Source organism: Dechloromonas sp. TW-R-39-2, assembly GCF_016864195.1.
Taxonomy (GTDB): Bacteria; Pseudomonadota; Gammaproteobacteria; order Burkholderiales; family Rhodocyclaceae; genus Azonexus.
In genome coordinates, this window is sequence record NZ_CP045202.1 from 1,115,474 (window position 1) to 1,136,969 (window position 21,496).

Sequence of the window (21,496 nt, forward strand, 5' to 3'; positions counted from 1 at the left end):
TCCACGGAATTCACATTGGCACTAATTGTAAATATTTTCGTGGCCTATAAGCTGACTGCCATAGAGTTTTGCTTAGGGCAGAGGAAATCGACATGCAGCACAAAATCGCGGTGATCGCCGGTGATGGTATCGGTCAGGAAGTCATGCCCGAAGGGCTGCGCGTTCTTCAGGTAGCGGCCCAAAAGTTCGCAATCGATCTTGAATTCACGACGTTCGAGTGGGCCAACTGCGACTATTACCTGCAGCACGGCAAGATGATGCCGGACGACTGGTTCGAGCAGCTGAAAGGCTTCGATGCCATCTATTTCGGCGCAGTCGGCTGGCCGGCCACCGTGCCTGATCATGTTTCGCTGTGGGGCTCGCTGATCAAGTTCCGGCGCGACTTCGACCAGTACGTCAATCTGCGTCCGGTGCGCCTGATGCCGGGTGTGCCCTGCCCGTTGGCCAACAAGAAGGTGGGTGACATCGACTTCTTCGTCGTTCGGGAGAATACCGAAGGCGAGTATTCCTCGGTCGGTGGCCGTCTGTTTGAAGGGACGGAGCGTGAGACCGTTTTGCAGGAGTCGATTTTCACCCGCAAGGGTGTCGACCGCATCCTTCGCTTCGCCTTTGATCTGGCGCAGTCGCGCCCCAAGAGACACCTGACCTCGGCGACCAAGTCGAACGGCATCGCGATCAGCATGCCCTACTGGGATGAGCGGGTCGAAACGATGGCCAAGGACTATGCCGATGTGCGTTGGGACAAATATCACATCGATATCCTGACGGCCCGCTTCGTGCTGAGTCCCGAACGCTTCGATGTCGTTGTCGCCTCCAACCTGTTCGGCGATATCCTGTCCGACCTGGGGCCGGCGTGTACCGGGACCATCGGTATCGCACCGTCGGCCAACCTTAATCCGGAGCGGACTTTTCCATCGCTGTTCGAGCCGGTGCACGGCTCGGCGCCAGATATCTCCGGGCAGGGAGTTGCCAATCCGATCGCCATGATCTGGTCCGGAGCGATGATGCTCGACTTTCTCGGTAATGGCGATGTCCGCTACAAGGCGGCTCACGATGCGATGGTCAAGGCGATCGAAACTGTCCTGGTCGACGGCCCGCGAACCCCGGATATGGGTGGCACGGCAAGTACCACCGAAGCGGGGCAGGCGATTGCCCGGGCGCTGGAATCCCTTGTCCCCTGATCAACCCGTTTTTTCCGGAAAGTCCGACCGTGCACCTGCTGGCGATTCCTGAACTGCTCACCATGCTTGCCCTTGGGGCTGCGCTAGGCTTTTTTGGCGGCCTGTTCGGCATTGGCGGCGGGATCATCGCCATCCCGTTTCTCGGCTTGGCGCTGGGTATGGCGCAGGCGCTGGCCCAAGGAACATCGCTGGCGATGATGGTACCCATCCTGCTCGTTGGCTGGTGGCGCTACACGCGCCGTCACCCGGTGCCCTGGCGGATCGCCGCCCAAATCGGCATCCTGGCTTCGTTGACGACCTGGCTGGTCGCTTATGTGGCCACCAGTCTGAATTCCGAAGTTTTGCGCAGTGTGTTTGCCGTTTTCCTGATCGTTCTGGCGCTACGTATGCTGGCCAAACGAAAACTCCCGGTCGGAGAGGAAGGCCGGGCTTGTCTCGATTCTCGCTGGATGCCGCTGGTCGGTCTGCTCGGCGGCGCCTGCATGGGCTTGCTCGGGGTAGGTGGCGGCTTGGTCGCGACGCCTTTTTTCACCGGCGTTTTCGGGCAGCGACAAAGCGTGGCACAAAGCCTTTCGCTGGCGCTGGTGACGCCGTGTTCGATGGTCGCCCTGATGACTTACGGCAGTGCGCAGCAGGTTGATTGGTCAGTCGGCCTGCCTCTGGCCATTGGTGGCTTATTGACCGTTTCAAGCGGCGTCGCGATGGCGCATCGCCTGCCGGAGCGGACCATGAAACTGGCCTTTGCGTGGATGATTCTGATCACGGCGCTCTGGCTTTTGCTCAAGCCCGTACTTCTCGGCTAATTTTCACAAACAATGCGGGGTGATCGGGCGTTGAGCGGAAGGGGGCTGAAAGCACAATACGGCAAGGCCATGTGTATGACCCACTGGCTGGTGATGAGCGCCGCAAGATAAAAAGAACTCATCTAGGTCTTCCGGGAGGGATATGGAGATCATCTCCGAAAGTGACCTCTACAAGCTCATCATGAGGAGTGACAAGCCCCAAGCTAAAGCATTCCAGGATTGGGGCGCTAATGAGGTCCTCCCCAGCATCCGCAAGACAGGTGCCTACGTTGTCGGTCAGATGCCCCTGGTGGCCGGATTGTGCCCTACGCGGTAATGAAAGCTGGCCTTGCTCGGAAAATGAGAGCCTATCCCCTTTGGTCCGGTGTGTTGCTCATTTTGATACGGAGCGGTAAGCACCCATAAAAAATCCTATGGCGATCACTTACTCTCTCTAAATGCATACCCAGATATGACAGCAATGGTCACCAAAAATATTGTTTGAAGGAGCAATCTGACCATATCAACCCGCGTAGTAAACCCGCAGTTATTTGGATTGTTATAACAAACGGGAAAATCAAAGATAAATGCATATCCCTTTTGGACAACATGGTTTGCATCCATAAGGCCAAGCATCTCGTAAGGAGGATAAATAACCATCCCCACAATTATTCCGAATGCAATCTTCAGGATCACTCGATTCATGCGGAGTCCACGTTGTTGTCTATAAATCGGTTGAGAACGCGATAAGAGCTAGCTCTATTTAACTTTGATACATTGTGATTAATTAGATGCCGAACGCGCTCACTTGTCATTTCAGCGCCGCGACAAGAATAAATTTCGTACTGTAGAAATTGTGTAGATAACTTGGAAGTCGGATTGGCAATCAAGTGTTGTTTGTAAAGAAGCACTAGGTCAGCGACGTGTTCGCAAAAGCTTGTTGAGTAAGTTGTGGCGAAGTTTACCCTACCAATATTTAAGGGGCTTATTCCCGTCGTGCCAATAAGCACACACTCGTTCAAGAGTGCTTGCTCGTAACGATTAAAGGTGGATGACAAGAGGAAATCCATTGACGTGGCCCGTTGTTCCTATTGGCTCTTTGCAGGGACAGGATTCAAGCCAAGCTTAGCCATCATTTCAGCTACCAACTCCTTTGAAACTGCCTCTCCTCTGTTCCAGGTGTGGAAGAAGGAGTCTTTCCACCTACCAGAGACCATCAGCTGCCCCGTCTGAGCATTGTAAAGATTGATGGTGATGGACTGCATGTACATGGCTAAGTCCCATCTCCAGACATCCAGATAGGTAACAACAGCGTCAGCGTTGTCCGTCTTAAGAACCCCCGCAGGAACCCCTCCAGCCGTTGCTACGCCTTGCACCATAAACGCATCGGAGACATACCCTGTTACTTCGGGTGAGTTGCCATCCATCGGGGAGAGTGAAACGCTACGAAGCGGAGAGGGGACCGGAGCATCAAAACGGGTCACTGTGGAGGAGCCGCCGCATCCGGCCAGTACCAGGAGAAGTCCTGCAATTGCTACGAGTTTCATGTTTGCTTAATTTAATATGTTTAGCATAGAGGATAGCACCCAATCGACATAAGTACCAATGCCGGCCTTCTGTTGTCTAGCAATGGTTTTCGGCATTCTTTGGTGCCACTAAAGACTTCGCTACGCAGTGGCTCCAGGCGAAGCCAACGGCCTCCCCATCGTCTTCCGTGAGGATGGCTATATGAACATGACCACGGTGGCTGCTCAGTACGGTAAGCGCCCGGCAAAGTTCCTTGAGCTTTCTGGCGCTAACGAGTACATGGAAGCCTTAGCTCAAATTCTTAATATCCGAAAATCGGACATTTGGATTTCCAAGAGGGGTAAAGGCGGCGGCACCCTCCAGCCCCCGAAGATGGTGGTGAGGTTTGCTCAATGGCTGGATGTCCGCTTCACTGTGTGGTGTGACCTGATGATCGACTACATCCTCCAGGGCAACATTCAGACATCTGTGGTTGTACCTACGGAGGAGGCTGTAGCTGTAGCACTACCTCTGGTTGCTTAAGATTTGTTAAAAATCATTTTATAACAGTTGCTTACATGAATTTTTGTGGGTAAAAACCACCTGTGGCATTTAGGGGGTGCGGGGGGGATTTTCCGCAGCTCTCTTGCCCCCTGGGAGCATCTTATAAATCATGTACTCCGCGAGGCGGTTGCTTGTGCGTGATCACACTCTGATCACACTGGATGTGATCAATATTGAGTCAGGCAGTAAAAAGGATCAGTTGGTGTGTGGTTTAACTCACTGATTCTTAAGGTTTCCGTTGGTGGACCGAATGAGGATCGAACTCACGACCTCCGCATTGCGAACGCGGCGCTCTCCCAGCTGAGCTATCGGCCCGACGTCTGAAAATTCTATCTCAGACGCGTGGCCGATCAAAGTGGCATTCAGTCCTTGCCGGCTCCGGCAACGGCCCGGCGCAGGCGGTCGCTGACCGCTGCCCAGGCCGGACTGGCCGGCAGGGCTTCGACGGCGATCAGGCTGACGTTGGCGTGGTCCATGTCGCGCAGGGCGGCGTAGAGGTCGTGGGCGTAGCCGACCGGGTCGGCGGGCAGCATGCGCCACGGGTGCGGCATGCCGGCCTGTGGCGGCTGGCTGTGGCTGATGACGCCGCAGGTGTCGCCTTTGTGGCGCTGGGCGTTGAGGAAATCGAGCAGGCGCTCGCTGGCGACCAGGCGCATCGGCGTTTGCGGTGCGTAGTGGGCGGCCAGGGAGCCGGAGACGCGTGGCGCTCCACTTGCCGTTTCAATGTTCGGGCAGCGCCCGAGCACGGCTTGCAAGTGTTCAGGGGAAATGTGGCCGGGCCGCAGGACGACGGGTTCCCCGCGCGAGCAGTCGACAATGGTCGATTCGATGCCGACTTTGCACGGTCCACCGTCCAGAATGAGCGGAATCCGATCGCCCAGTTCTTCGGCGACGTGTGCCGCCGAGGTCGGGCTGATTCGGCCAAAACGGTTGGCCGAGGGGGCGGCGATGCCGGCATGCTCGCCGGCGACGGCGGCAAAGCGGCGGAGCAGTTCAAGGGCGACAGGGTGGCCGGGGACGCGCAGGCCGACCGTGTCCTGGCCGCCGGTGACGGCGTCGGGAACCCAGGCCTGCTTCTTCAGAATGAGCGTCAACGGGCCGGGCCAGAAGATTTCCATCAGTTCCCAGGCAACGGCGGGAACTTGCTCGGCCCAATGATCGACCGCGTCATGGCCGGCCAGATGGACGATCAGCGGGTGGTCGGCCGGGCGGCCCTTGGCGGCAAAGATTTTGGCAACGGCGGCCGGATTGGCTGCGTCGGCCCCCAAGCCATAAACGGTTTCAGTCGGCAGGCCGACCAGTTCGCCGCTCTGGAGAAGGGCGACGGCCCGTTCGAAATCCGCTACGGAAGGAGTCATTCGCCCTTGATGCCGATGGCTGCACGGGCTGCCAGTGCAGCCTTCTGGACGGCTTCGGCGTTGTCGCCGATGACCGTGAAGTGGCCCATCTTGCGACCCGGTCGGGCATGGTGCTTGCCGTAGAGGTGCAGCTTGAGATTCGGCATGGCGTGCAGGCTGGCCCAGTCCGGTTCGCGGTAGTGCTCGCCGTTGTACCACAGGTCGCCGAGCAGATTGACCATGACAGCCGCAGAGTGAGCGCGTGCTTCGCCCAGCGGCAAGCCACAGAGTGCGCGTACCTGCTGTTCGAATTGATTGGTGATGCAGGCGTCGACCGTGTAATGGCCGCTGTTGTGTGGGCGCGGTGCCATTTCATTGACGATCAGCTGGCCGCGGCTGATGAAGAATTCGACACCCATGGTGCCGATGTAGCCGAGCTTTTCGGCAATGCGCGCGGCGACTTCCTCGGCATCGCTGCGGACGCAGGCCGAGGCCCGGGCCGGGACGATGGAAACGTCAAGAATGCCGTTGGTGTGCTGGTTTTCGCCGGTCGGGAAGCAGGCGACGCGGCCTTGCTCATCGCGGGCCAGAACGACCGAGACTTCGTAATCGAGTGTCAGGCGCTGTTCGAGAACGCAGGCTTCGCCCTTGAAGCGGCCGAAGGCCAAAAGAGCCTCTTCACGGTTGTTGACCGTGGCTTGCCCCTTGCCGTCGTAGCCGAAGCGGGCGACTTTGAGGATGGCCGGGAAGAGCGTGCTGTCAGCGTGGCGAATGTCGTCTTCGCTGCGAATGGCGGCAAACGGGCCGTGCGGCAGGTCGTTGTCGCGCAGGAAAGACTTTTCGGCAATCCGGTTCTGGCAAATGCCGACGGCCGCGGCCGAGGGGCGAACCGGTACGAATTTGGCGAGGTAATCCAGCGTGTCGGCCGGAACATTCTCGAATTCGGTGGTGATCGCGGCGCAACCGGCGGCAAACTCATCCAGTGCGGCGTAATCGTTGTAATCGACGCAGAAATGCCGTTCGGCGATCTGGCCGGCCGGGCTGTTCTTGTCCGGGTCGAGAACCCAGACCTGATAGCCCATTTCATGGGCAGCTGTCACGAAGAAGCGGCCCAACTGGCCGCCTCCGAGCATGCCCAGCGTGGCGGGCGGCAGAATCATGGTCGAGGACATGGGCTCAGACTTCGGGAAGTTTCATACCCAGGACCTTGTCGGTCTGGGCCTGGCGGAAGGCTTGCAGCTTGGCGTTCAGCGTCGGGTTTTCATTCGCCAGCATGGCCACGGCAAACAGTGCGGCATTGGCGGCACCGGCTTCGCCGATGGCGAAGGTGGCAACCGGGATGCCCTTCGGCATCTGGACGATGGAATGCAGCGAGTCGACGCCGGACAGGGCACGCGATTGAACCGGCACGCCGAGCACCGGGACGATGGTCTTGGCGGCCAGCATGCCGGGCAGGTGGGCAGCGCCGCCAGCCCCGGCGATGATCGCCTTGAGACCGCGGGGGGCGGCTGTTTCGGCGTATTCGAAAAGCAGATCCGGGGTGCGGTGGGCGGAAACGACGCGTGCTTCGAAAGCCACGCCGAAATCCTTGAGGATGACGGCAGCGGCCTGCATGGTCGGCCAGTCAGAGTCCGATCCCATGACGATGCCGACGGAAATCTGTTGGTCGCTCATTTAAATGCCTGCCTTGCGTTCAGCTGCTTCGATGGTGTTGGCCAGCAGCATGGTGATGGTCATCGGGCCGACGCCGCCCGGAACCGGGGTGATCTGGCCGGCGACTTCAAGGCAGCTGGCGTAATCGACGTCACCACACAGCTTGCCGTCCGGCAGGCGGTTGATGCCGACGTCGATGACGACGGCGCCCGGTTTGATCATGTCGCCGGTGACGAATTTCGGCTTGCCGACCGCGGCGACCAGAATGTCGGCCCGGCTGGTGTGAAATTTGAGGTCGCGGGTGCGCGAGTTGCAGACGGTGACGGTGGCGCCGGCATTGATCAGCAGCAGTGCCATCGGCTTGCCGACAATGTTCGAGCGGCCGATGACGACGGCTTCCTTGCCGTTCAGATCGACGTTGCCTTTTTCGAACATTTTCATCACGCCATACGGGGTGCAGGGGATGAAGCGCGGATTGCCCTGGGCCAGTGCGCCGACGTTTTCGGCGTGGAAACCATCGACATCCTTGTCGGCCGCAATGGCTTCGAGCACGGCTTCTTCATCGAAATGTTTGGGCAGCGGCAGTTGTACTAGAATGCCGTGAATCGCCGGATCGGCGTTCAGTTCGGCGATTTTTTTGAGCACTTCGGCCTGGTCGACCGTGGCGTCGTAGGTGATCTTCTCGGAGTGCATGCCGATGGCCAGGCAGCCATTGACCTTGTTGCGTACATACACTTCGGAGGCCGGGTCGGCGCCGACCAGAATGACCACCAGGCCGGGGCGTTGTCCCTTGGCGGTGAGTGCCTCCACACGAGCCTTGAAGCTCTGGCGCAGTTCCTCGGCGAGGGCCTTGCCATCGATAATTTGTGCCGTCATCGTCGCATCCAACAAAAATGAAAAGGGGAAAGGCGGGCGCCTTTCCCTTTTGAATAGCCGGGTATTTTACCAGATTACGCGCAGGCTGCTTCGGCTGCCCCGACGGCGCTGCGTCCGGCTTCGAAAGCCCGGCGATTCAGCTCGACCAGCTTCTCGCCCTTGCGCTGGAAGCGCTTGAGTACGCAGTCGAGCAGAACCTCAGCCGGGAAGGGGAGATGGTCGGCAATGGCGCCGAGCATCACGGTATTGCCAAGGCGGATGTCACCGAGTTCCTGGGCGATCGAGGTGGCGTCGAAAGCGACGACCTTGTTGCCCATCTGGCGAATTTCGGCCAGCGGGTCGGTCGGGTAATCGAACAGGCCGAGTTCAACGACCGGTGGCACGAGGCGCGCCGTATTCATCAGCGTGATGCCGCCGGGACGCAGCATGTGCTGCCAGCGCAGCGCTTCGGCCGACTCGAAACCGAGCAGGACTTCGGCGGTGCCGGGCGTGATCTGCGGTGAAAGCACTTTCTGGCCGAAGCGCAGGTGCGAGGAAACGACGCCGCCGCGCTGAGCCATGCCGGCAACTTCGGTTTTCTTGGCGTCGTGGCCCATGGCGATGGCTGCCTCGGCGAGGATTTCCGTCGCAGTCATGACGCCCTGGCCGCCAATGCCGACGACGAGAATGTTGGTGTTTTCGCTCATCTTCAGGCTCCGCAGTTCTTGATCAGCTTGATCGGTGAAACCGGCACGTGATGCACGATGGCGTCCGGTGCGCAGGGCTGGACGCAGAGGCCGCAGCCGGTGCACACCGAGCTTTCGATCCGCACGAAGGCCAGGTCGACCTCGCGACCGGAGGCCTTGATCTCCTTGCCGCGTCGCGTGACGTGGATGGCCGGGCAGCCGACGTCGAGGCAATTGCCGCAGCCGGTGCACTTGTCGTCGAGCACTTCGAAGGGCTTGAGCTTGTGATAGTCCTTGATCAGCACGCAAGGCTGGTCGGTGATGATGACCGAGACTTCGGGGACTTTGACTTCGTCACGGATGGTCTTGAACAAAACTGGCAATTCATACGGGTTGACCGTGTGAATCCGCTCTTCCTTGACGCCCAGGGCGGCGACCAGCTTGGCGAAGTCGATGCGCGGCGCATCGTCGCCGTAGATGTCGCGGCCGTTGCCCGGATTGTCCTGGCCGCCGGTCATGCCGACCGCACGGTTGTCGAGCAGCAGCACGGTAACGTTGCCCTTGTTGTAGACCATGTCGAGCAGGCCTTGCATGCCCATGTGCAGGAAAGTCGAGTCGCCGATCACGGCAACGATCCGCTTGTCCTTGTCGGCCTCGCCGCGCCCCTTGTCCATGCCGTGTGCAATGCCCATCGAGGCGCCCATCGAAACGCAGGTGTCGAGCGCATTCCACGGGTGGCCGGCACCCAGCGTGTAACAGCCGATATCGCCGGAAATGGTCAGGTTGCGGACCTGGGAAAGGGTGTAATAGACGCCGAGGTGCGGGCAGGCGACGCACATCGTCGGCGGCCGGGGGAAAATCTGGACTGCTGCGGTCGACGTCGTTACCGGCACATTTTCACCCAGTAAACGGGCAATGGCCGGGCGCAGCACATTGGGGGCGAGTTCGCCCTGCGGCGGCAGGATCTCTTTGCCGAGCACCTTGAGGCCCTGGGCCTTGAGCTCGGTTTCAACCAGCGGCTCGACCTCCTCGACGACAACGACCTGGTCGACCAGGGCCGCCAATTCGCGGCATTTTTCGAACGGTACCGGGCAGGACAGGCCGAGCTTGAGCACCGGTGCGTTCGGGAAGGATTCCTTGACGTGCATGTAGGCTGGGCCGGAGGCGATGAAGCCAACCCGCTTGTCGCTGCCGTCCTCAATGAAATTGAGCGGCGATTGCTCGGCCAGGGCGCGCAGTTCATTGTCGCGCTTGAACATCAGCGGAATGCGCTTGCCGGCGTTGCCCGGCACCATCACGAAGCGTGCCGGTTCCTTCTTGAAGCCGGCGCCGGCGAAAGCTTCGCGCTCACCGACTTCGACGACCGACTTGACGTGATTGATCCGCGTCGTCATGCGCAGGATGACCGGGACCTGGAAGCGTTCGGACAGCTCGAAGCCGACCTTGGTCATCGCATAGGCTTCCTGCGAATCGGCCGGTTCGAGGACGGGCAGGTGGGCAAAGCGACCCCAGTAGCGCGAATCCTGCTCGTTCTGCGAGGAGGAGAGGCCAACGTCGTCGGCAATGGCGATGACCAGTCCGCCGATCACGCCGGTCAGGGTCAGCGTCATCAGCGCGTCGGAGGCGACGTTCATGCCGACATGCTTCATACAGCAGAAGGCACGCGATCCGGCGTAGGCGGCGCCGATGGCGACCTCCAGCGAAACCTTTTCATTGACCGACCATTCGGCGTAGAGGTCCGGGTAGGTCGAAATGACTTCGAGCATTTCGGTCGACGGGGTGCCGGGGTAGGCGGCGGCTACCTTGACGCCTGACTCCCAGACGGCGCGGGCGACGGCTTCGTTACCGGACATGAGCAACCGGCTTGCGGCCGGTGCGGGCATCACTGCTGCCATGGAGGCTCCTGAGATCGATGACAAAAGCTTTCGATTATAAGAACTCGGTGATGCCGCAATTTGATACAGCGCAACTCATTGTCAGATTTTTTTTGTCTCACTTTCGGGTGGGATTTTTTGCATTAGGGATATCCATAATATTGCGCATTATGATTTTTGTTTTTACAATGCGAAATACCGCATAGGTGTAAACACGGATTCGCGCAGCAAGAAGCAAGAGTTAAAGTTGTCGGGCTAAGCAGGCACGACAAGAAGACAACCAACCTTTTTGGAGACGAAAGATGGCCAACCAGCCGAATGCCCTACCTGACCCGACGGACGTAGATCCCCAGGAAACCAAAGAATGGATGGAGGCGCTCGATGGCGTCATCACCCAGGAAGGCGCTGAGCGCGCTCACTACTTGATCGAAAAGGTCATCGGCCAGGCCCGCGAAGCCGGCGTTGACCTGCCTTACTCGGCCAATACCGAATACATCAACACCATTCCCGCCGATCAGCAGCCGAAATACCCCGGCAATGCGGACATGGAAATCAAGATTCACAGCTACATCCGCTGGAACGCCATGGCCATGGTCGTGCGCGCCAACAAGGAAACCAACGTCGGTGGCCATATTGCTTCCTTCGCTTCCGCTGCCGCGCTTTACGACGTCGGCTTCTCGCATTTCTGGCGCAGCATCAATGATCCGTCCGGCGGCGACCTGATCTTCTTCCAGGGCCACTCCGTGCCGGGCGTTTACTCGCGCGCCTTCATGCTCGGTCGTCTGACCGAAAGCCAGCTCGACAACTTCCGTCAGGAAACCGACGGCAAGGGCATTTCGTCCTACCCGCACCCCTGGCTGATGCCGGATTTCTGGCAGTTCCCGACCGTTTCCATGGGCCTCGGCCCGATCCAGGCGATCTACCAGGCCCGCTTCATGAAGTACCTCGACTCGCGCGGCCTGGCCAAGGCCGGTGATCGCAAGGTCTGGGCCTTCCTCGGCGACGGCGAGACGGACGAAGTCGAATCGCTCGGCGCCATCGGCATGGCCGGTCGCGAAAAGCTCGACAACCTGATTTTCGTCATCAACTGCAACCTGCAGCGTCTGGATGGCCCGGTGCGCGGCAACGGCAAGATCATCCAGGAACTCGAATCCGAATTCCGCGGTGCCGGCTGGAACGTCATCAAGCTGGTCTGGGGCACGCATTGGGATGCGCTCTTCCAGCGCGACAAGAAGGGCATCCTCAAGAAACGCATGATGGAACTGGTCGACGGCCAGTATCAAACCTTCAAGGCCAAGAACGGCGCCTACGTGCGTGAGCATTTCTTCAACACGCCGGAACTGCGTGAGCTGGTTGCCGACTGGACCGACGATGAAGTTTGGGCGCTGAACCGTGGCGGCCACGACATCTTCAAGATTTTTGCCGCCTACGATCGCGCCACCAAGACCAAGGGTGCGCCGACCCTGATCCTGGCCAAGACCATCAAGGGTTTCGGCATGGGCCAGGCTGGCGAAGCGATGAACACCTCGCACCAGACCAAGAAGATGGACAAGGATCAGATCGCCCGTTTCCGCGATCGTTTCAACCTGCCGGTACCGGACGACAAGCTGGAAGAGCTGCCGTACCTGACCTTCCCGGAAGATTCCGAGGAATACAAGTACATGCGCCAGCGTCGCATGGACCTCGGCGGTTTCCTGCCGCAGCGCCGCCGAAAGGCCGATCCGCTGCAGGTTCCGGCGCTCGACACCTTTGCCGCCCTGCTCAAGGCTTCCGGTGAAGGCCGTGAATTGTCCACGACGATGGCCATCGTCCGCATCATGAACATGATGTTGAAGGACAAAAATGTCGGCAAGAACGTCGTGCCCATCGTGCCGGACGAATCCCGCACCTTCGGCATGGAAGGCATGTTCCGCTCGGTCGGCATCTGGAATCAGGAAGGCCAGAACTATGTGCCGGAAGACCATGACCAGCTGATGTTCTACAAGGAATCGAAGACCGGCCAGGTGCTGCAGGAAGGCATCAACGAATCCGGCGCGATGAGCGACTGGATCGCCGCCGCCACCTCGTATTCCGTGCATAACGTCCAGACCATTCCGTTCTACATCTGCTACTCGATGTTCGGCATGCAGCGTGTGCTCGACCTGTGCTGGGCAGCTGGCGACCAACGCGCCCGTGGCTTCCTGATCGGCGGTACTGCCGGTCGCACCACGCTGAACGGCGAAGGTCTGCAGCACGAAGACGGGCACAGCCTGATCCTCTCCAACCTGATTCCGAACTGCATCTCCTACGACCCGACCTTCCAGTACGAAGTCGCCGTGGTCACCCAGGACGGCATGCGCCGCATGTTCGCCGAGCAGGAAGACGTGTTCTATTACCTGACGGTAATGAACGAAAACTACGAGCATCCGGAAATGCCGGTCGGCGCCGAAGCCGATATCATCAAGGGCATGTACCTGTTCAAGCAGGGTGGCGAATCGGCTGGCCCGCGCGTTCAACTGCTCGGTTCCGGCACCATCTTCCGCGAAGTCATCGCCGCTGCCGACCTGCTCAAGGCCGACTGGGGTGTCGAGTCCGACCTGTGGGGCTGCCCGAGCATGAACGAACTGGCCCGCAACGGCCAGGACGTCCAGCGCTGGAACCTGCTGCATCCGCTGGAAGAGCCGAAGCTGTCGCATGTCGAACAGAAACTGGCTGGCGCCAAGGGCCCGGTCATCGCCTCGACCGACTACATCAAGCTGTTCTCCGAGCAGATCCGTCCGTTCGTCAAGGCACCGTACGTCACGCTGGGCACCGATGGTTTCGGCCGTTCGGACACCCGCGAGAAGCTGCGTCACCACTTCGAAGTCGATCGTCACTGGGTCACGCTGGCTGCCCTCAAGGCGCTGGCCGACAACGGTGAAATCAAGCGTGAAGTCGTCGCTGCCGCCCTGGTCAAGTACAACCTTGATCCGAACAAGCCGAATCCGCTGAGCGTTTAAGGGAGAGACAACATGAGCCAAATCATTGAAGTCACAGTCCCCGATATCGGCGACTTCGAAAGCGTTCCGGTCATTGAACTGTTCGTCAAAGTCGGCGACAGCATCAAGGTCGACGATGCCATTGTTACCCTCGAATCCGACAAGGCGACGATGGACGTGCCTTCCACGGTCGACGGCATCGTCAAGGAAGTTTTGGTCCAGCTCGGTTCCAAGGTGGGCGAAGGCGCGCTGCTGATCAAGGTTGAAACCGGTGGTGTGGCTGCTGCTGCGCCAGCGCCGGCAGCCCAGGCGGCTGCCTCGGCTCCGGTGGCTGCGCCTGCCGCCGCACCGGCTGCTGCCGGCGGCGGTGTGGTTGAAGTCAAGGTGCCGGATATTGGCGATTTCGCCGAAGTACCGGTCATCGAATTGTTCGTCAAGGTTGGCGATACGATTAAGGTCGACGACGCGATTGTTACTCTGGAATCCGACAAGGCGACGATGGATGTGCCTTCGACGGTGGCCGGTACGGTCAAGGAAGTTCTGATCCAGCTTGGTTCCAAGGTGGGTGAAGGCGCTGTTTTGATCAAGGTTGAAACCGGTGCTTCGGCTCCGGCTGCCGCGCCTGTCGCCCAAGCCGCTGCGCCGGTTGCCGCCGCCGCTCCGGCTGCGGTTTCTGCCCCGGTTGCCGCGTCGACCGCAGCAGCCCCGGCGGCACTGGCTCCGGCTCTGCCGCTCGGTGCCAAGGTGCATGCTTCGCCGTCGGTCCGTGCTTATGCTCGCGAACTCGGTGTCGATCTGTCCAAGGTGCCGGCGACCGGTCCGAAGAACCGTATCGTCAAGGAAGACCTGACCAAATACGTCAAGGGCGTCATGTCCGGTGCCATTTCCGGTCCGGTTGCTTCAGCGGCTGGTGGCGTGACAGGTGGTGGCGTGCTCGATCTGTTGCCCTGGCCGAAGGTTGATTTCGCCAAGTTCGGCGAGATCGAGGTCAAGCCGCTGTCGCGCATCAAGAAGATTTCCGGCCAGAACCTGTCGCGCAACTGGGTGATGATTCCGGCCGTGACTTATCACGAAGATGCCGATATTACCGATCTGGAAGCCTTCCGCGTTCAGTTGAACAAGGAAAACGAGAAGTCCGGCAACAAGCTGACCATGCTCGCCTTCCTGATCAAGGCTTGCGTCAAGGCGATGCAGCGCTTTCCGGAATTCAACGCCTCGCTCGACGGCGACAACCTGGTGCTGAAGAAGTATTTCAACATCGGCTTCGCCGCTGACACGCCGAACGGCCTGGTCGTCCCGGTGATCAAGAACGCCGACAAGAAGGGCGTCTTCGAAATCGCCAAGGAATCCGGCGAACTGGCCAAGCAAGCGCGCGACGGCAAGCTCAAGCCGGCCGATATGTCCGGTGCTTGCTTCACGATTTCCAGCCTGGGCGGCATCGGTGGCACTTACTTCGCACCGATCGTCAATGCGCCGGAAGTCGCCATCCTCGGCGTCAACAAATCGGCCATGAAGCCGGTCTGGGACGGCAAGCAATTCGTGCCGCGCCTGACCCTGCCGCTATCGCTGACCGCCGACCATCGCGTGATCGATGGCGCGCTGGCCACCCGCTTCAACGTCTATGTCGCCGAACTGCTGGCCGACATGCGCCGCATGATCGTCTAAGGGGAAAGCGATGAGCCAACTCATTGAAGTCAAAGTGCCGGATATCGGCGATTTCGCCGAAGTGCCGGTCATCGAGCTGTTCGTCAAGGTTGGCGACAGCATCAAGGTCGACGATGCGATCGTCACGCTGGAATCCGACAAGGCGACGATGGATGTGCCGAGCCCGGTCGAAGGCGTGGTCAAGGAAGTGCTGGTCCAGTTGGGTGCCAAGGTGGCCGAAGGCGCGCTGCTGATCAAGGTGGAAACCGGCGCGGCGGCTGCCGCGCCAGCCCCGCAGGCTGCAGCACCGGCTCCGGCTGCTGCGCCGGTGGCGGCTCCGGTCGCCGGCAGCCATGCCGGCGGTGCCGACATCGAGTGCGAGATGCTCGTCCTCGGCGCCGGCCCCGGTGGCTATTCGGCCGCTTTCCGCTCGGCCGACCTCGGGATGAAGACCGTGATCGTCGAGCGTTACGCCACCCTCGGCGGTGTCTGCCTGAACGTTGGCTGCATCCCGTCCAAGGCGCTGCTGCACGTTGCTGCGGTGATCGAGGAGGCAGAGCATGCCAACGATCTCGGCGTTACCTTCGCCGCGCCGCAAGTCGATATCGACAAGCTGCGCGCCCACAAGGACAAGGTTGTCGGCAAGCTGACCGGCGGTCTGGCCGGTATGGCCAAGGGTCGCAAGGTCGACATCGTGCGCGGTTTCGGCACCTTCCTCGACCCGCACCACATCGAGGTTGAAGTCACCGAAGGTACGGGGCAGGACAAGACCGGTAGCAAGAAGGTCATCAAGTTCCAGAAGTGCATCATTGCTGCCGGTTCAGCTGCGGTGCATCTGCCTTTCATCCCGAAGGACCCGCGCATTGTCGATTCGACCGGCGCGCTCGAACTGCGTTTCGTGCCGCAGAAGATGCTGGTCATCGGCGGCGGCATCATCGGCCTGGAAATGGCCACCGTCTACTCGACGCTGGGCGCCAAGGTCGATGTCGTCGAAATGATGGATGGCCTGATGCAAGGCCCTGATCGCGATGCCGTCAAGGTCTGGGAAAAGCAGAATACGCATCGCTTCGACAAGATCATGCTGAAAACCAAGACTGTCGCGGTCGACGCCAAGGAAGACGGTCTTTACGTGACGTTCGAAGGCGAAGGCGTGTCGTCCGAGCCGGTCAAGTACGACATGATCCTGCAAGCCGCCGGCCGCGCGCCGAATGGCAAGAAGATCGGTGCCGACAAGGCGGGCGTTGCGGTTACTGACCGTGGCTTCATCAATGTCGATGCCCAGATGCGGACCAATGTGCCGCACATCTTCGCCATCGGCGACGTCGTCGGCAACCCGATGCTGGCGCACAAAGCCGTGCATGAAGCCCACGTCGCGGCCGAAGTGGCGGCTGGTCACAAGGCCGCTTTCGACGCGACCGTGATCCCGGGCGTTGCCTACACCCATCCGGAAGTGGCATGGGTTGGCTATACCGAGGAACAGGCCAAGAAGGAAGGCCGCAAGGTCGAGTCCGCCAAGTTCCCGTGGGCAGCCTCTGGCCGCGCCATCGCCAATGGTGCCGATTACGGCTTTACCAAGCTGATCTTCGATGCCGAAACGCATCGCGTCATCGGCGGGGCGATTGTCGGCCCGAACGCCGGCGACATGATCGGCGAAGTTTGTCTGGCCATTGAAATGGGTTGCGACTCGGTCGATATCGGCAAAACCATTCACCCGCACCCGACGCTGGGCGAAACAGTGGGCATGGCGGCCGAAGTGGCGCACGGTACTTGTACCGACGTGCCGGCGCCACGCAAGAAATAGTTTTTACGGTTCTTCTCTGCGCCGCAAGGCGTTCGGTTTGGGCGACGGTGACACCGTCGCCCTTTTTTATGCTAAAAACCGGCGATGACTTCCATTCCGCTTCCCCGTCGCTCTCCTGAAGAGCAAGCCCGCCTTGAGGCTACGCTGCGCGATGTTTTCGAACATAAGCTCTGTTTCAACGAACTGCTCGGCTTCAAGGTCGAATCGCTCGATCCGGCAGCCCCGAAAATCAGTTTTGCCATGCGCCCCGACCTGATCGGGCACTTCCTGCATGGGCGCCTGCACGGCGGCGTAATTGCCACGGTGCTCGACACCGTCGGCGGCCTGGCGGCAACGGTCGCCATCGCCGAAAAATTCAACAGCGAAACAACCGAACAGGTCGGTCATCGTTTTGGCCGGATCGGTACCATCGATCTACGAACCGATTATCTGCATCAGGGGATCGGTAAAAAATTTACGGCCACCGGACGGATTACCCGTCTCGGCGGCCGTATTGCTTCGGTCCAGATGACCCTGGAGAACGATGCCGGTCAGTTGATTGCAACCGGCTGCGCCTCCTACGTCATCAGCTAGTTACAGAATCGGCAGCCCCTGCTGTTCGCCACGTTCATACACCACGTTGGCGCGGCCGACGATCAGCGGGTCGAGATTGCCGATCCGGTCCGTATCCTTGTTGGTGTAAGGCAGTTTGTGCAGGACATAGCGCATGGCGTTGAGTCGTGCGCGCTTCTTGCAATTCGACTTGATCACCGTCCACGGCGCATCGGCGGTATCGGTATGGAAGAACATCGCTTCCTTGGCCTTGGTGTAGTCGTCCCATTTGTCGAGTGAGGCCATGTCGATCGGCGACAACTTCCACTGCTTGAGCGGATGTACCTTGCGTTCGCCGAAACGACGACGTTGCTCTTCTCGGCTGACCGAGAACCAGAACTTGATCAGATGGGTGCCGTTGCGCGCCAGCATACGCTCGAATTCCGGCGCCTGACGGACAAATTCGGCGTATTCCTGGTCGGAGCAGAAACCCATTACCCGTTCGACACCGGAGCGGTTGTACCACGAGCGGTCGAATAGCACGATTTCGCCGTTGGTCGGCAGGTGCTGCACGTAACGCTGGAAGTACCATTGGCCGCGTTCGATTTCGCTCGGTTTTTCCAGTGCGACGACACGTGCGCCGCGTGGGTTCAGGTGTTCCATGAAGCGCTTGATGGTGCCGCCCTTGCCGGCTGCATCGCGGCCTTCGAACAGGATGACGACCTTCTGCCCGGTTTCCTTGACCCACGCTTGCAACTTGAGCAACTCGACCTGCAGGCGGTATTTCTGCCGCTCATAGTTGCGGCGCTGCATCAGGTTTTTGTACGGATAGCCGCCGTCGCGCCAGTCCTTGGCCAGTTCTTCATCCGGCGTTGTCGGTTGCTCGCCGGTCAGGATGCCTTGCTGCTTGAGCAGGTTTTTGAGCAGTGCGGCGGATTCTTCCGGCGGCATGCCGGCGATGACGTCGCGCATGGCGCCGAGTTTTGACTCCTGGGCGCCGTCGACCGCAGCTTTCACGGTGAAGGATTCGATACCCGACTGACTCAGGCTGGGCGGGCGGTCACCCAGGTTGGCCGGCCTGGCCTTGACCTGGCGTGCTGCCGGTTTTTTCGGCGCGGTCGCAGTCGTTGCGACCAGCGGTTTCGTACTTGTTTTTTTTGTAGTGACCATGCCCTCTCCTGACGTTAATGGGAAAAGGTTCATTTCACGCCTAAGCGGGGCGCTTGTCTAGTCCAGTAATTCTGCCGGGAGTACAGCGCGCAGAACGGTTTGCGTTTCACCGCGTCGAACGCGGTTGCTGAGCCACCACAAGGCGCCTTTCTTGATCGTCCATTCGGCTTCATGGCCGGCGAGCAGTAGCGATGCCATGCGGCCGAGTGAAGGCTGGTGGCCGATGATCAGCACCGAGCCATTGGCATTGGGCCAGCCCGAGGCGGCAATCAATTCGGATACACAGGCTTCCGGACCGATCTTGCGGTGGGTTTCGAAAGGCAGTTTGAGCGCTTCGGCTGTTTGCTGAGTGCGGACCGACGGGCTGACGATGATGCGCAAATCCTTCGGTTGGTGGGCGTGAATCCACGCGGCCATCAACCGGGCCTGCTTTTCGCCGCGCTCGGTGAGCCGGCGTTTCATGTCTTCTTCGCCATCCTCCGCTTCAGCGTGGCGCCACAACAACAAATCCATGGTCGTGCTCGTACTCTGGGTCAAAGGCCGCATGATGAAGGTTTCATGTTACGGGGATATTTCATCGCTGGTGCCCGCTGTCCCGGTCAGTTATTTTCGAGTCGGCTGTAATCAAGAATGGCTGCCTCATTGGGCGTTCTCTGGCGCCAGTCGGCATGAATGGCGTCGCTCAATGGCCAGAAGCGCGGATCGGTCCGGCGAATGCCGAAGCGTTCGGTCAGGCGAACCAAGTCTTCATTACTCGACAGGCCGGCAACTGCCTGGCTGAAAAATGACAGTTCCGATGCGTCGACCGCAAAAATGGCGTTCGGATAGGCGCCGACCACGCCATCGAGTGCAAGCAGCGTATCTTCTTGCGGCAAGCGCCGCGTCGCCTCCCTGAAAAGTTCGGCGACGTTGCTGTGTGCGCTGTTGCGAATCAGCGATACGACATGAAGCCGGCCATCGTTCTGAGTGATCGCCAGCAGGCTGTTTTCAGGCATGTGGGAAGCCGCGATGCCGTGCGTTGCCGATAGTTGTCGAAGTGCTCCCAGAGCAATCGCCGACCATTCGCTGGCCTTGAAATCGAGCGTGCTGTCACGAATCTCCGACATGCGTTGCTGCAGGATTTGGTACAGCTCGTCGAGCGGCGATTTGCTGCGATAGCGCATGCCGCTTTCCTTGGGGAAGTAACTGGTTGCATCGGCAAAATACCGGATGTGGGGTTCGCTGCGTCCGCGATACCAGCGGTCGAGTACCGGTTGGCGTGCCTTGAGCGGCAGCAGGGTGAGGAAATTCTGTTCGCCTTCCATGCGCAGGAAATCCATGTACAGCCGGGTGGCAACCTGATGGCCGAGGTTGCCATAGACATCGAAGCCGGCAACCAGCAAGTAATGCATCCGTTCGAACAGCGGGTAGCCGAGGAGCAAGGTGGTTTGCGGGCGCTCTCCCGCCAGGCCGCGGACAACCGAGGCACTGTCGAAGTGGCGGAAAACGGTTAGCGCGGCATTCGGGTTCTTGCCGTCACCATCCCACAGATTACGGACATTGGGCAGGAATTCGCGTGTTGCCGAGCGCGCCAGGATGTTGCTTTTTGTTTCGAGATACTGGCTTTCGAGTTTTGCATACTGGCGCCATGCGAGGAGCCCGGCTGTGCTTTCATGTTCGGCTGGCAGGCGTAGCGCTGGGGTGGCGGCATCGAGCATGGCATTCATCAGCTTTGTTTCCTTGCTGTCCGGGGCAACGAAGACCACCCAGAAATGATCGTTGATCACATTCAGAGCGACTTGTCCGCGACAAACCGGCCCTTTCATGAAGCCCATCAGCGTGAACTGGGCTTCGTCGAGCATGAAACGGTAGCGGGCATCGACCGGGAGCGAACGGAAGGTGACAAAAGGATTCGATGCTTGTTCCGGGGCATAACCGGGGAGTTCGACAACCGGGTAATCCGCCGTAATGAACCACTCGCGCAAACGGGCCATGCGTGCGGCGTCGAGTTTGAGCGGCATGTGCTTTTTGGCCACCGAGGTGGCTTCCATGCGCTTCAGGCGGTAATACACACGATCGGTCGCCGGGTCGTCGTACGGTCGACGGGTGGCGATCAGGCGAATTGGCTGACCGGGTGGCGTGCTGCTGCGGACCAGTTCGAAAAAATGTCCGGGCCATTCATCAAAGTGGAAATGCCCGATGTACCAATGCTCGAAGATATAGCGCGCCATCAGGCGTGACTTCAGGTCGTCCCCGTTGAGAAAGCTTTCCCAGTCGGCAACCTGGGTTTGTACCGCTTGTGGCACCGGGGGTGGTGGGGAATAAGGGGCGCCGGCTTCGATCCAGCGGGTCAGCGTACGATGTTCTGCGCTGGAGATTGGTGGCAGGCCGAAGGGCATGCCGCGGGTTGGATGGCTGCGGGTGTAGAGATCGAGTCCCTCGGCGGCCACGCACTGAGCGCTGCGATCGAGTGAAAAATCAATATCCGGATCATTCTGCGGTCCGATCCGGGGGCCGGGGTTTTCCTGTTTCAGGGTCAGCAAGCGGTGCATGACGCCCGCTTCACGATTGGCTTCAAGGCTGGGTTGGCGTTCGTTGAGGACCGGGAAGAAGCCCATCTGCCGCCATTCGACATTGCTTTGTGCATCAATGCCGAGCCGCGTTGGCTGGGCTGCAAGTAGGCGGGCGGCGGCATAGACGACTTCCGGGTTGGCGCCACGGGTCAGGCCGGCGTAACTGGTCAAGTTGAGTTGGCAGGGGGCGTCATAGCAGGCGTGGCAAGTGACACAGCGCTGATCGAGAATTGGCTGGATATCTTTTTGATAGTCCGGCGCGGAGGCCGGAGCGCCTGTTGGGCGTAGGTCAAAGCGTGCCGGATCGGCCGGACCGTAGCGATCTTCAAGCTGCAGGGCAACGACGGTGGCACAGCCTGCCAACAATAGAACGATGAACAACGTGAGCAGGCGGCGCATGGCT

At 59.8% G+C, this 21,496-nt stretch carries 18 protein-coding genes, 1 tRNA gene and 1 pseudogene; 8 read left to right on the plus strand and 12 right to left on the minus strand.

Annotated features, from left to right (window positions below):
• Positions 1–92: 92 nt before the first annotated feature.
• The 3 genes and pseudogenes from GBK02_RS05450 to GBK02_RS05460 all read left to right on the plus strand — a co-directional run.
• A complete protein-coding gene (locus tag GBK02_RS05450; RefSeq protein ID WP_203468729.1) occupies positions 93–1,181 on the plus strand; it encodes a tartrate dehydrogenase in 1,089 nt (362 codons plus the stop codon).
• Between the two features lie 29 nt (positions 1,182–1,210).
• Positions 1,211–1,984 carry a sulfite exporter TauE/SafE family protein gene (locus GBK02_RS05455; protein WP_203468730.1) on the plus strand — a complete coding sequence of 258 codons (774 nt, stop codon included), beginning with the start codon at positions 1,211–1,213 and terminating at the stop codon, positions 1,982–1,984.
• A gap of 133 nt (positions 1,985–2,117) precedes the next feature.
• Positions 2,118–2,300: pseudogene (locus GBK02_RS05460) on the plus strand (Bro-N domain-containing protein); the annotation flags it as partial.
• Positions 2,301–2,404: 104 nt separating this feature from the next.
• Here GBK02_RS05460 and GBK02_RS05465 read toward each other — a convergent pair.
• A complete protein-coding gene (locus GBK02_RS05465) occupies positions 2,405–2,668 on the minus strand; it encodes a hypothetical protein (protein ID WP_203468732.1) in 264 nt (87 codons plus the stop codon).
• A gap of 383 nt (positions 2,669–3,051) precedes the next feature.
• Positions 3,052–3,510, minus strand: coding sequence for a hypothetical protein (locus GBK02_RS05470; RefSeq protein WP_203468733.1), 459 nt, complete (start codon positions 3,508–3,510; stop codon positions 3,052–3,054).
• A gap of 127 nt (positions 3,511–3,637) precedes the next feature.
• On the opposite strand from GBK02_RS05470, the gene GBK02_RS05475 reads away from it, so the two are divergent.
• The gene (locus GBK02_RS05475; RefSeq protein ID WP_256435916.1) at positions 3,638–4,012 is read left to right on the plus strand and encodes a KilA-N domain-containing protein; all 375 of its coding nucleotides are present in this window, start codon (positions 3,638–3,640) and stop codon (positions 4,010–4,012) included.
• A 260-nt stretch (positions 4,013–4,272) separates the two neighbouring features.
• Here GBK02_RS05475 and GBK02_RS05480 read toward each other — a convergent pair.
• From GBK02_RS05480 to GBK02_RS05510, 7 genes are all read right to left on the minus strand, one after another.
• Positions 4,273–4,348: transfer RNA gene (locus GBK02_RS05480), tRNA-Ala, on the minus strand.
• 47 nt (positions 4,349–4,395) lie between these two features.
• Positions 4,396–5,391, minus strand: a complete 996-nt coding sequence (locus tag GBK02_RS05485; RefSeq protein WP_203468735.1) for an L-threonylcarbamoyladenylate synthase — start codon at positions 5,389–5,391, stop codon at positions 4,396–4,398.
• A complete protein-coding gene (locus GBK02_RS05490; protein WP_203469308.1) occupies positions 5,388–6,530 on the minus strand; it encodes a 5-(carboxyamino)imidazole ribonucleotide synthase in 1,143 nt (380 codons plus the stop codon). The genes GBK02_RS05485 and GBK02_RS05490 overlap by 4 nt, the downstream gene beginning before the upstream one ends.
• Positions 6,531–6,546: 16 nt before the next feature.
• Positions 6,547–7,044 (minus strand): 5-(carboxyamino)imidazole ribonucleotide mutase, encoded by a 498-nt coding sequence (gene purE / locus GBK02_RS05495; RefSeq protein WP_203468736.1) that lies wholly within the window; start codon positions 7,042–7,044, stop codon positions 6,547–6,549.
• On the minus strand, positions 7,045–7,899 hold the full coding sequence (folD, locus tag GBK02_RS05500; RefSeq protein ID WP_203468737.1) for a bifunctional methylenetetrahydrofolate dehydrogenase/methenyltetrahydrofolate cyclohydrolase FolD: 855 nt from the start codon (positions 7,897–7,899) through the stop codon (positions 7,045–7,047). It lies immediately after the preceding gene.
• A gap of 74 nt (positions 7,900–7,973) precedes the next feature.
• On the minus strand, positions 7,974–8,585 hold the full coding sequence (locus tag GBK02_RS05505; protein ID WP_203468738.1) for an indolepyruvate oxidoreductase subunit beta: 612 nt from the start codon (positions 8,583–8,585) through the stop codon (positions 7,974–7,976).
• A gap of 2 nt (positions 8,586–8,587) precedes the next feature.
• The gene (locus GBK02_RS05510; RefSeq protein WP_203468739.1) at positions 8,588–10,459 is read right to left on the minus strand and encodes a thiamine pyrophosphate-dependent enzyme; all 1,872 of its coding nucleotides are present in this window, start codon (positions 10,457–10,459) and stop codon (positions 8,588–8,590) included.
• Positions 10,460–10,740: 281 nt separating this feature from the next.
• Here GBK02_RS05510 and aceE point away from each other — a divergent pair, with 281 nt between their 5' ends.
• The 4 genes from aceE to GBK02_RS05530 all read left to right on the plus strand — a co-directional run bounded on the left by aceE (position 10,741) and on the right by GBK02_RS05530 (position 17,413).
• Positions 10,741–13,416, plus strand: a complete 2,676-nt coding sequence (gene aceE, locus GBK02_RS05515; protein WP_203468740.1) for a pyruvate dehydrogenase (acetyl-transferring), homodimeric type — start codon at positions 10,741–10,743, stop codon at positions 13,414–13,416.
• Positions 13,417–13,428: 12 nt separating this feature from the next.
• Complete coding sequence (aceF, locus tag GBK02_RS05520) at positions 13,429–15,060, plus strand: dihydrolipoyllysine-residue acetyltransferase (protein ID WP_203468741.1); 1,632 nt, start codon at positions 13,429–13,431, stop codon at positions 15,058–15,060.
• 10 nt (positions 15,061–15,070) lie between these two features.
• A complete protein-coding gene (gene lpdA, locus GBK02_RS05525) occupies positions 15,071–16,840 on the plus strand; it encodes a dihydrolipoyl dehydrogenase (RefSeq protein ID WP_203468742.1) in 1,770 nt (589 codons plus the stop codon).
• 84 nt (positions 16,841–16,924) lie between these two features.
• Positions 16,925–17,413 (plus strand): thioesterase family protein, encoded by a 489-nt coding sequence (locus GBK02_RS05530; protein WP_203468743.1) that lies wholly within the window; start codon positions 16,925–16,927, stop codon positions 17,411–17,413.
• On the opposite strand, the gene ppk2 is transcribed toward GBK02_RS05530, so the two are convergent.
• The 3 genes from ppk2 to GBK02_RS05545 all read right to left on the minus strand — a co-directional run bounded on the left by ppk2 (position 17,414) and on the right by GBK02_RS05545 (position 21,492).
• Complete coding sequence (gene ppk2 / locus GBK02_RS05535) at positions 17,414–18,541, minus strand: polyphosphate kinase 2 (RefSeq protein WP_203468744.1); 1,128 nt, start codon at positions 18,539–18,541, stop codon at positions 17,414–17,416.
• 57 nt (positions 18,542–18,598) lie between these two features.
• Positions 18,599–19,054 carry a histidine phosphatase family protein gene (locus GBK02_RS05540; RefSeq protein WP_203469309.1) on the minus strand — a complete coding sequence of 152 codons (456 nt, stop codon included), beginning with the start codon at positions 19,052–19,054 and terminating at the stop codon, positions 18,599–18,601.
• A gap of 86 nt (positions 19,055–19,140) precedes the next feature.
• Complete coding sequence (locus GBK02_RS05545; protein WP_203468745.1) at positions 19,141–21,492, minus strand: fatty acid cis/trans isomerase; 2,352 nt, start codon at positions 21,490–21,492, stop codon at positions 19,141–19,143.
• Between the last annotated feature and the right edge of the window lie 4 nt (positions 21,493–21,496).

What these genes read in the sequence shown, in the direction of transcription:
- GBK02_RS05450 (WP_203468729.1), top strand. Translation starts at nt 93, where the DNA reads ATGCAGCACAAAATCGCGGTGATCGCCGGTGATGGTATCGGTCAGGAA.
- GBK02_RS05465 (WP_203468732.1), bottom strand. Translation starts at nt 2,668, where the DNA reads ATGAATCGAGTGATCCTGAAGATTGCATTCGGAATAATTGTGGGGATG.
- GBK02_RS05470 (WP_203468733.1), bottom strand. Translation starts at nt 3,510, where the DNA reads ATGAAACTCGTAGCAATTGCAGGACTTCTCCTGGTACTGGCCGGATGC.
- GBK02_RS05485 (WP_203468735.1), bottom strand. Translation starts at nt 5,391, where the DNA reads ATGACTCCTTCCGTAGCGGATTTCGAACGGGCCGTCGCCCTTCTCCAG.
- GBK02_RS05490 (WP_203469308.1), bottom strand. Translation starts at nt 6,530, where the DNA reads ATGATTCTGCCGCCCGCCACGCTGGGCATGCTCGGAGGCGGCCAGTTG.
- purE (WP_203468736.1), bottom strand. Translation starts at nt 7,044, where the DNA reads ATGAGCGACCAACAGATTTCCGTCGGCATCGTCATGGGATCGGACTCT.
- folD (WP_203468737.1), bottom strand. Translation starts at nt 7,899, where the DNA reads ATGACGGCACAAATTATCGATGGCAAGGCCCTCGCCGAGGAACTGCGC.
- GBK02_RS05505 (WP_203468738.1), bottom strand. Translation starts at nt 8,585, where the DNA reads ATGAGCGAAAACACCAACATTCTCGTCGTCGGCATTGGCGGCCAGGGC.
- GBK02_RS05510 (WP_203468739.1), bottom strand. Translation starts at nt 10,459, where the DNA reads ATGGCAGCAGTGATGCCCGCACCGGCCGCAAGCCGGTTGCTCATGTCC.
- aceE (WP_203468740.1), top strand. Translation starts at nt 10,741, where the DNA reads ATGGCCAACCAGCCGAATGCCCTACCTGACCCGACGGACGTAGATCCC.
- aceF (WP_203468741.1), top strand. Translation starts at nt 13,429, where the DNA reads ATGAGCCAAATCATTGAAGTCACAGTCCCCGATATCGGCGACTTCGAA.
- lpdA (WP_203468742.1), top strand. Translation starts at nt 15,071, where the DNA reads ATGAGCCAACTCATTGAAGTCAAAGTGCCGGATATCGGCGATTTCGCC.
- GBK02_RS05530 (WP_203468743.1), top strand. Translation starts at nt 16,925, where the DNA reads ATGACTTCCATTCCGCTTCCCCGTCGCTCTCCTGAAGAGCAAGCCCGC.
- ppk2 (WP_203468744.1), bottom strand. Translation starts at nt 18,541, where the DNA reads ATGGTCACTACAAAAAAAACAAGTACGAAACCGCTGGTCGCAACGACT.
- GBK02_RS05540 (WP_203469309.1), bottom strand. Translation starts at nt 19,054, where the DNA reads ATGGATTTGTTGTTGTGGCGCCACGCTGAAGCGGAGGATGGCGAAGAA.
- GBK02_RS05545 (WP_203468745.1), bottom strand. Translation starts at nt 21,492, where the DNA reads ATGCGCCGCCTGCTCACGTTGTTCATCGTTCTATTGTTGGCAGGCTGT.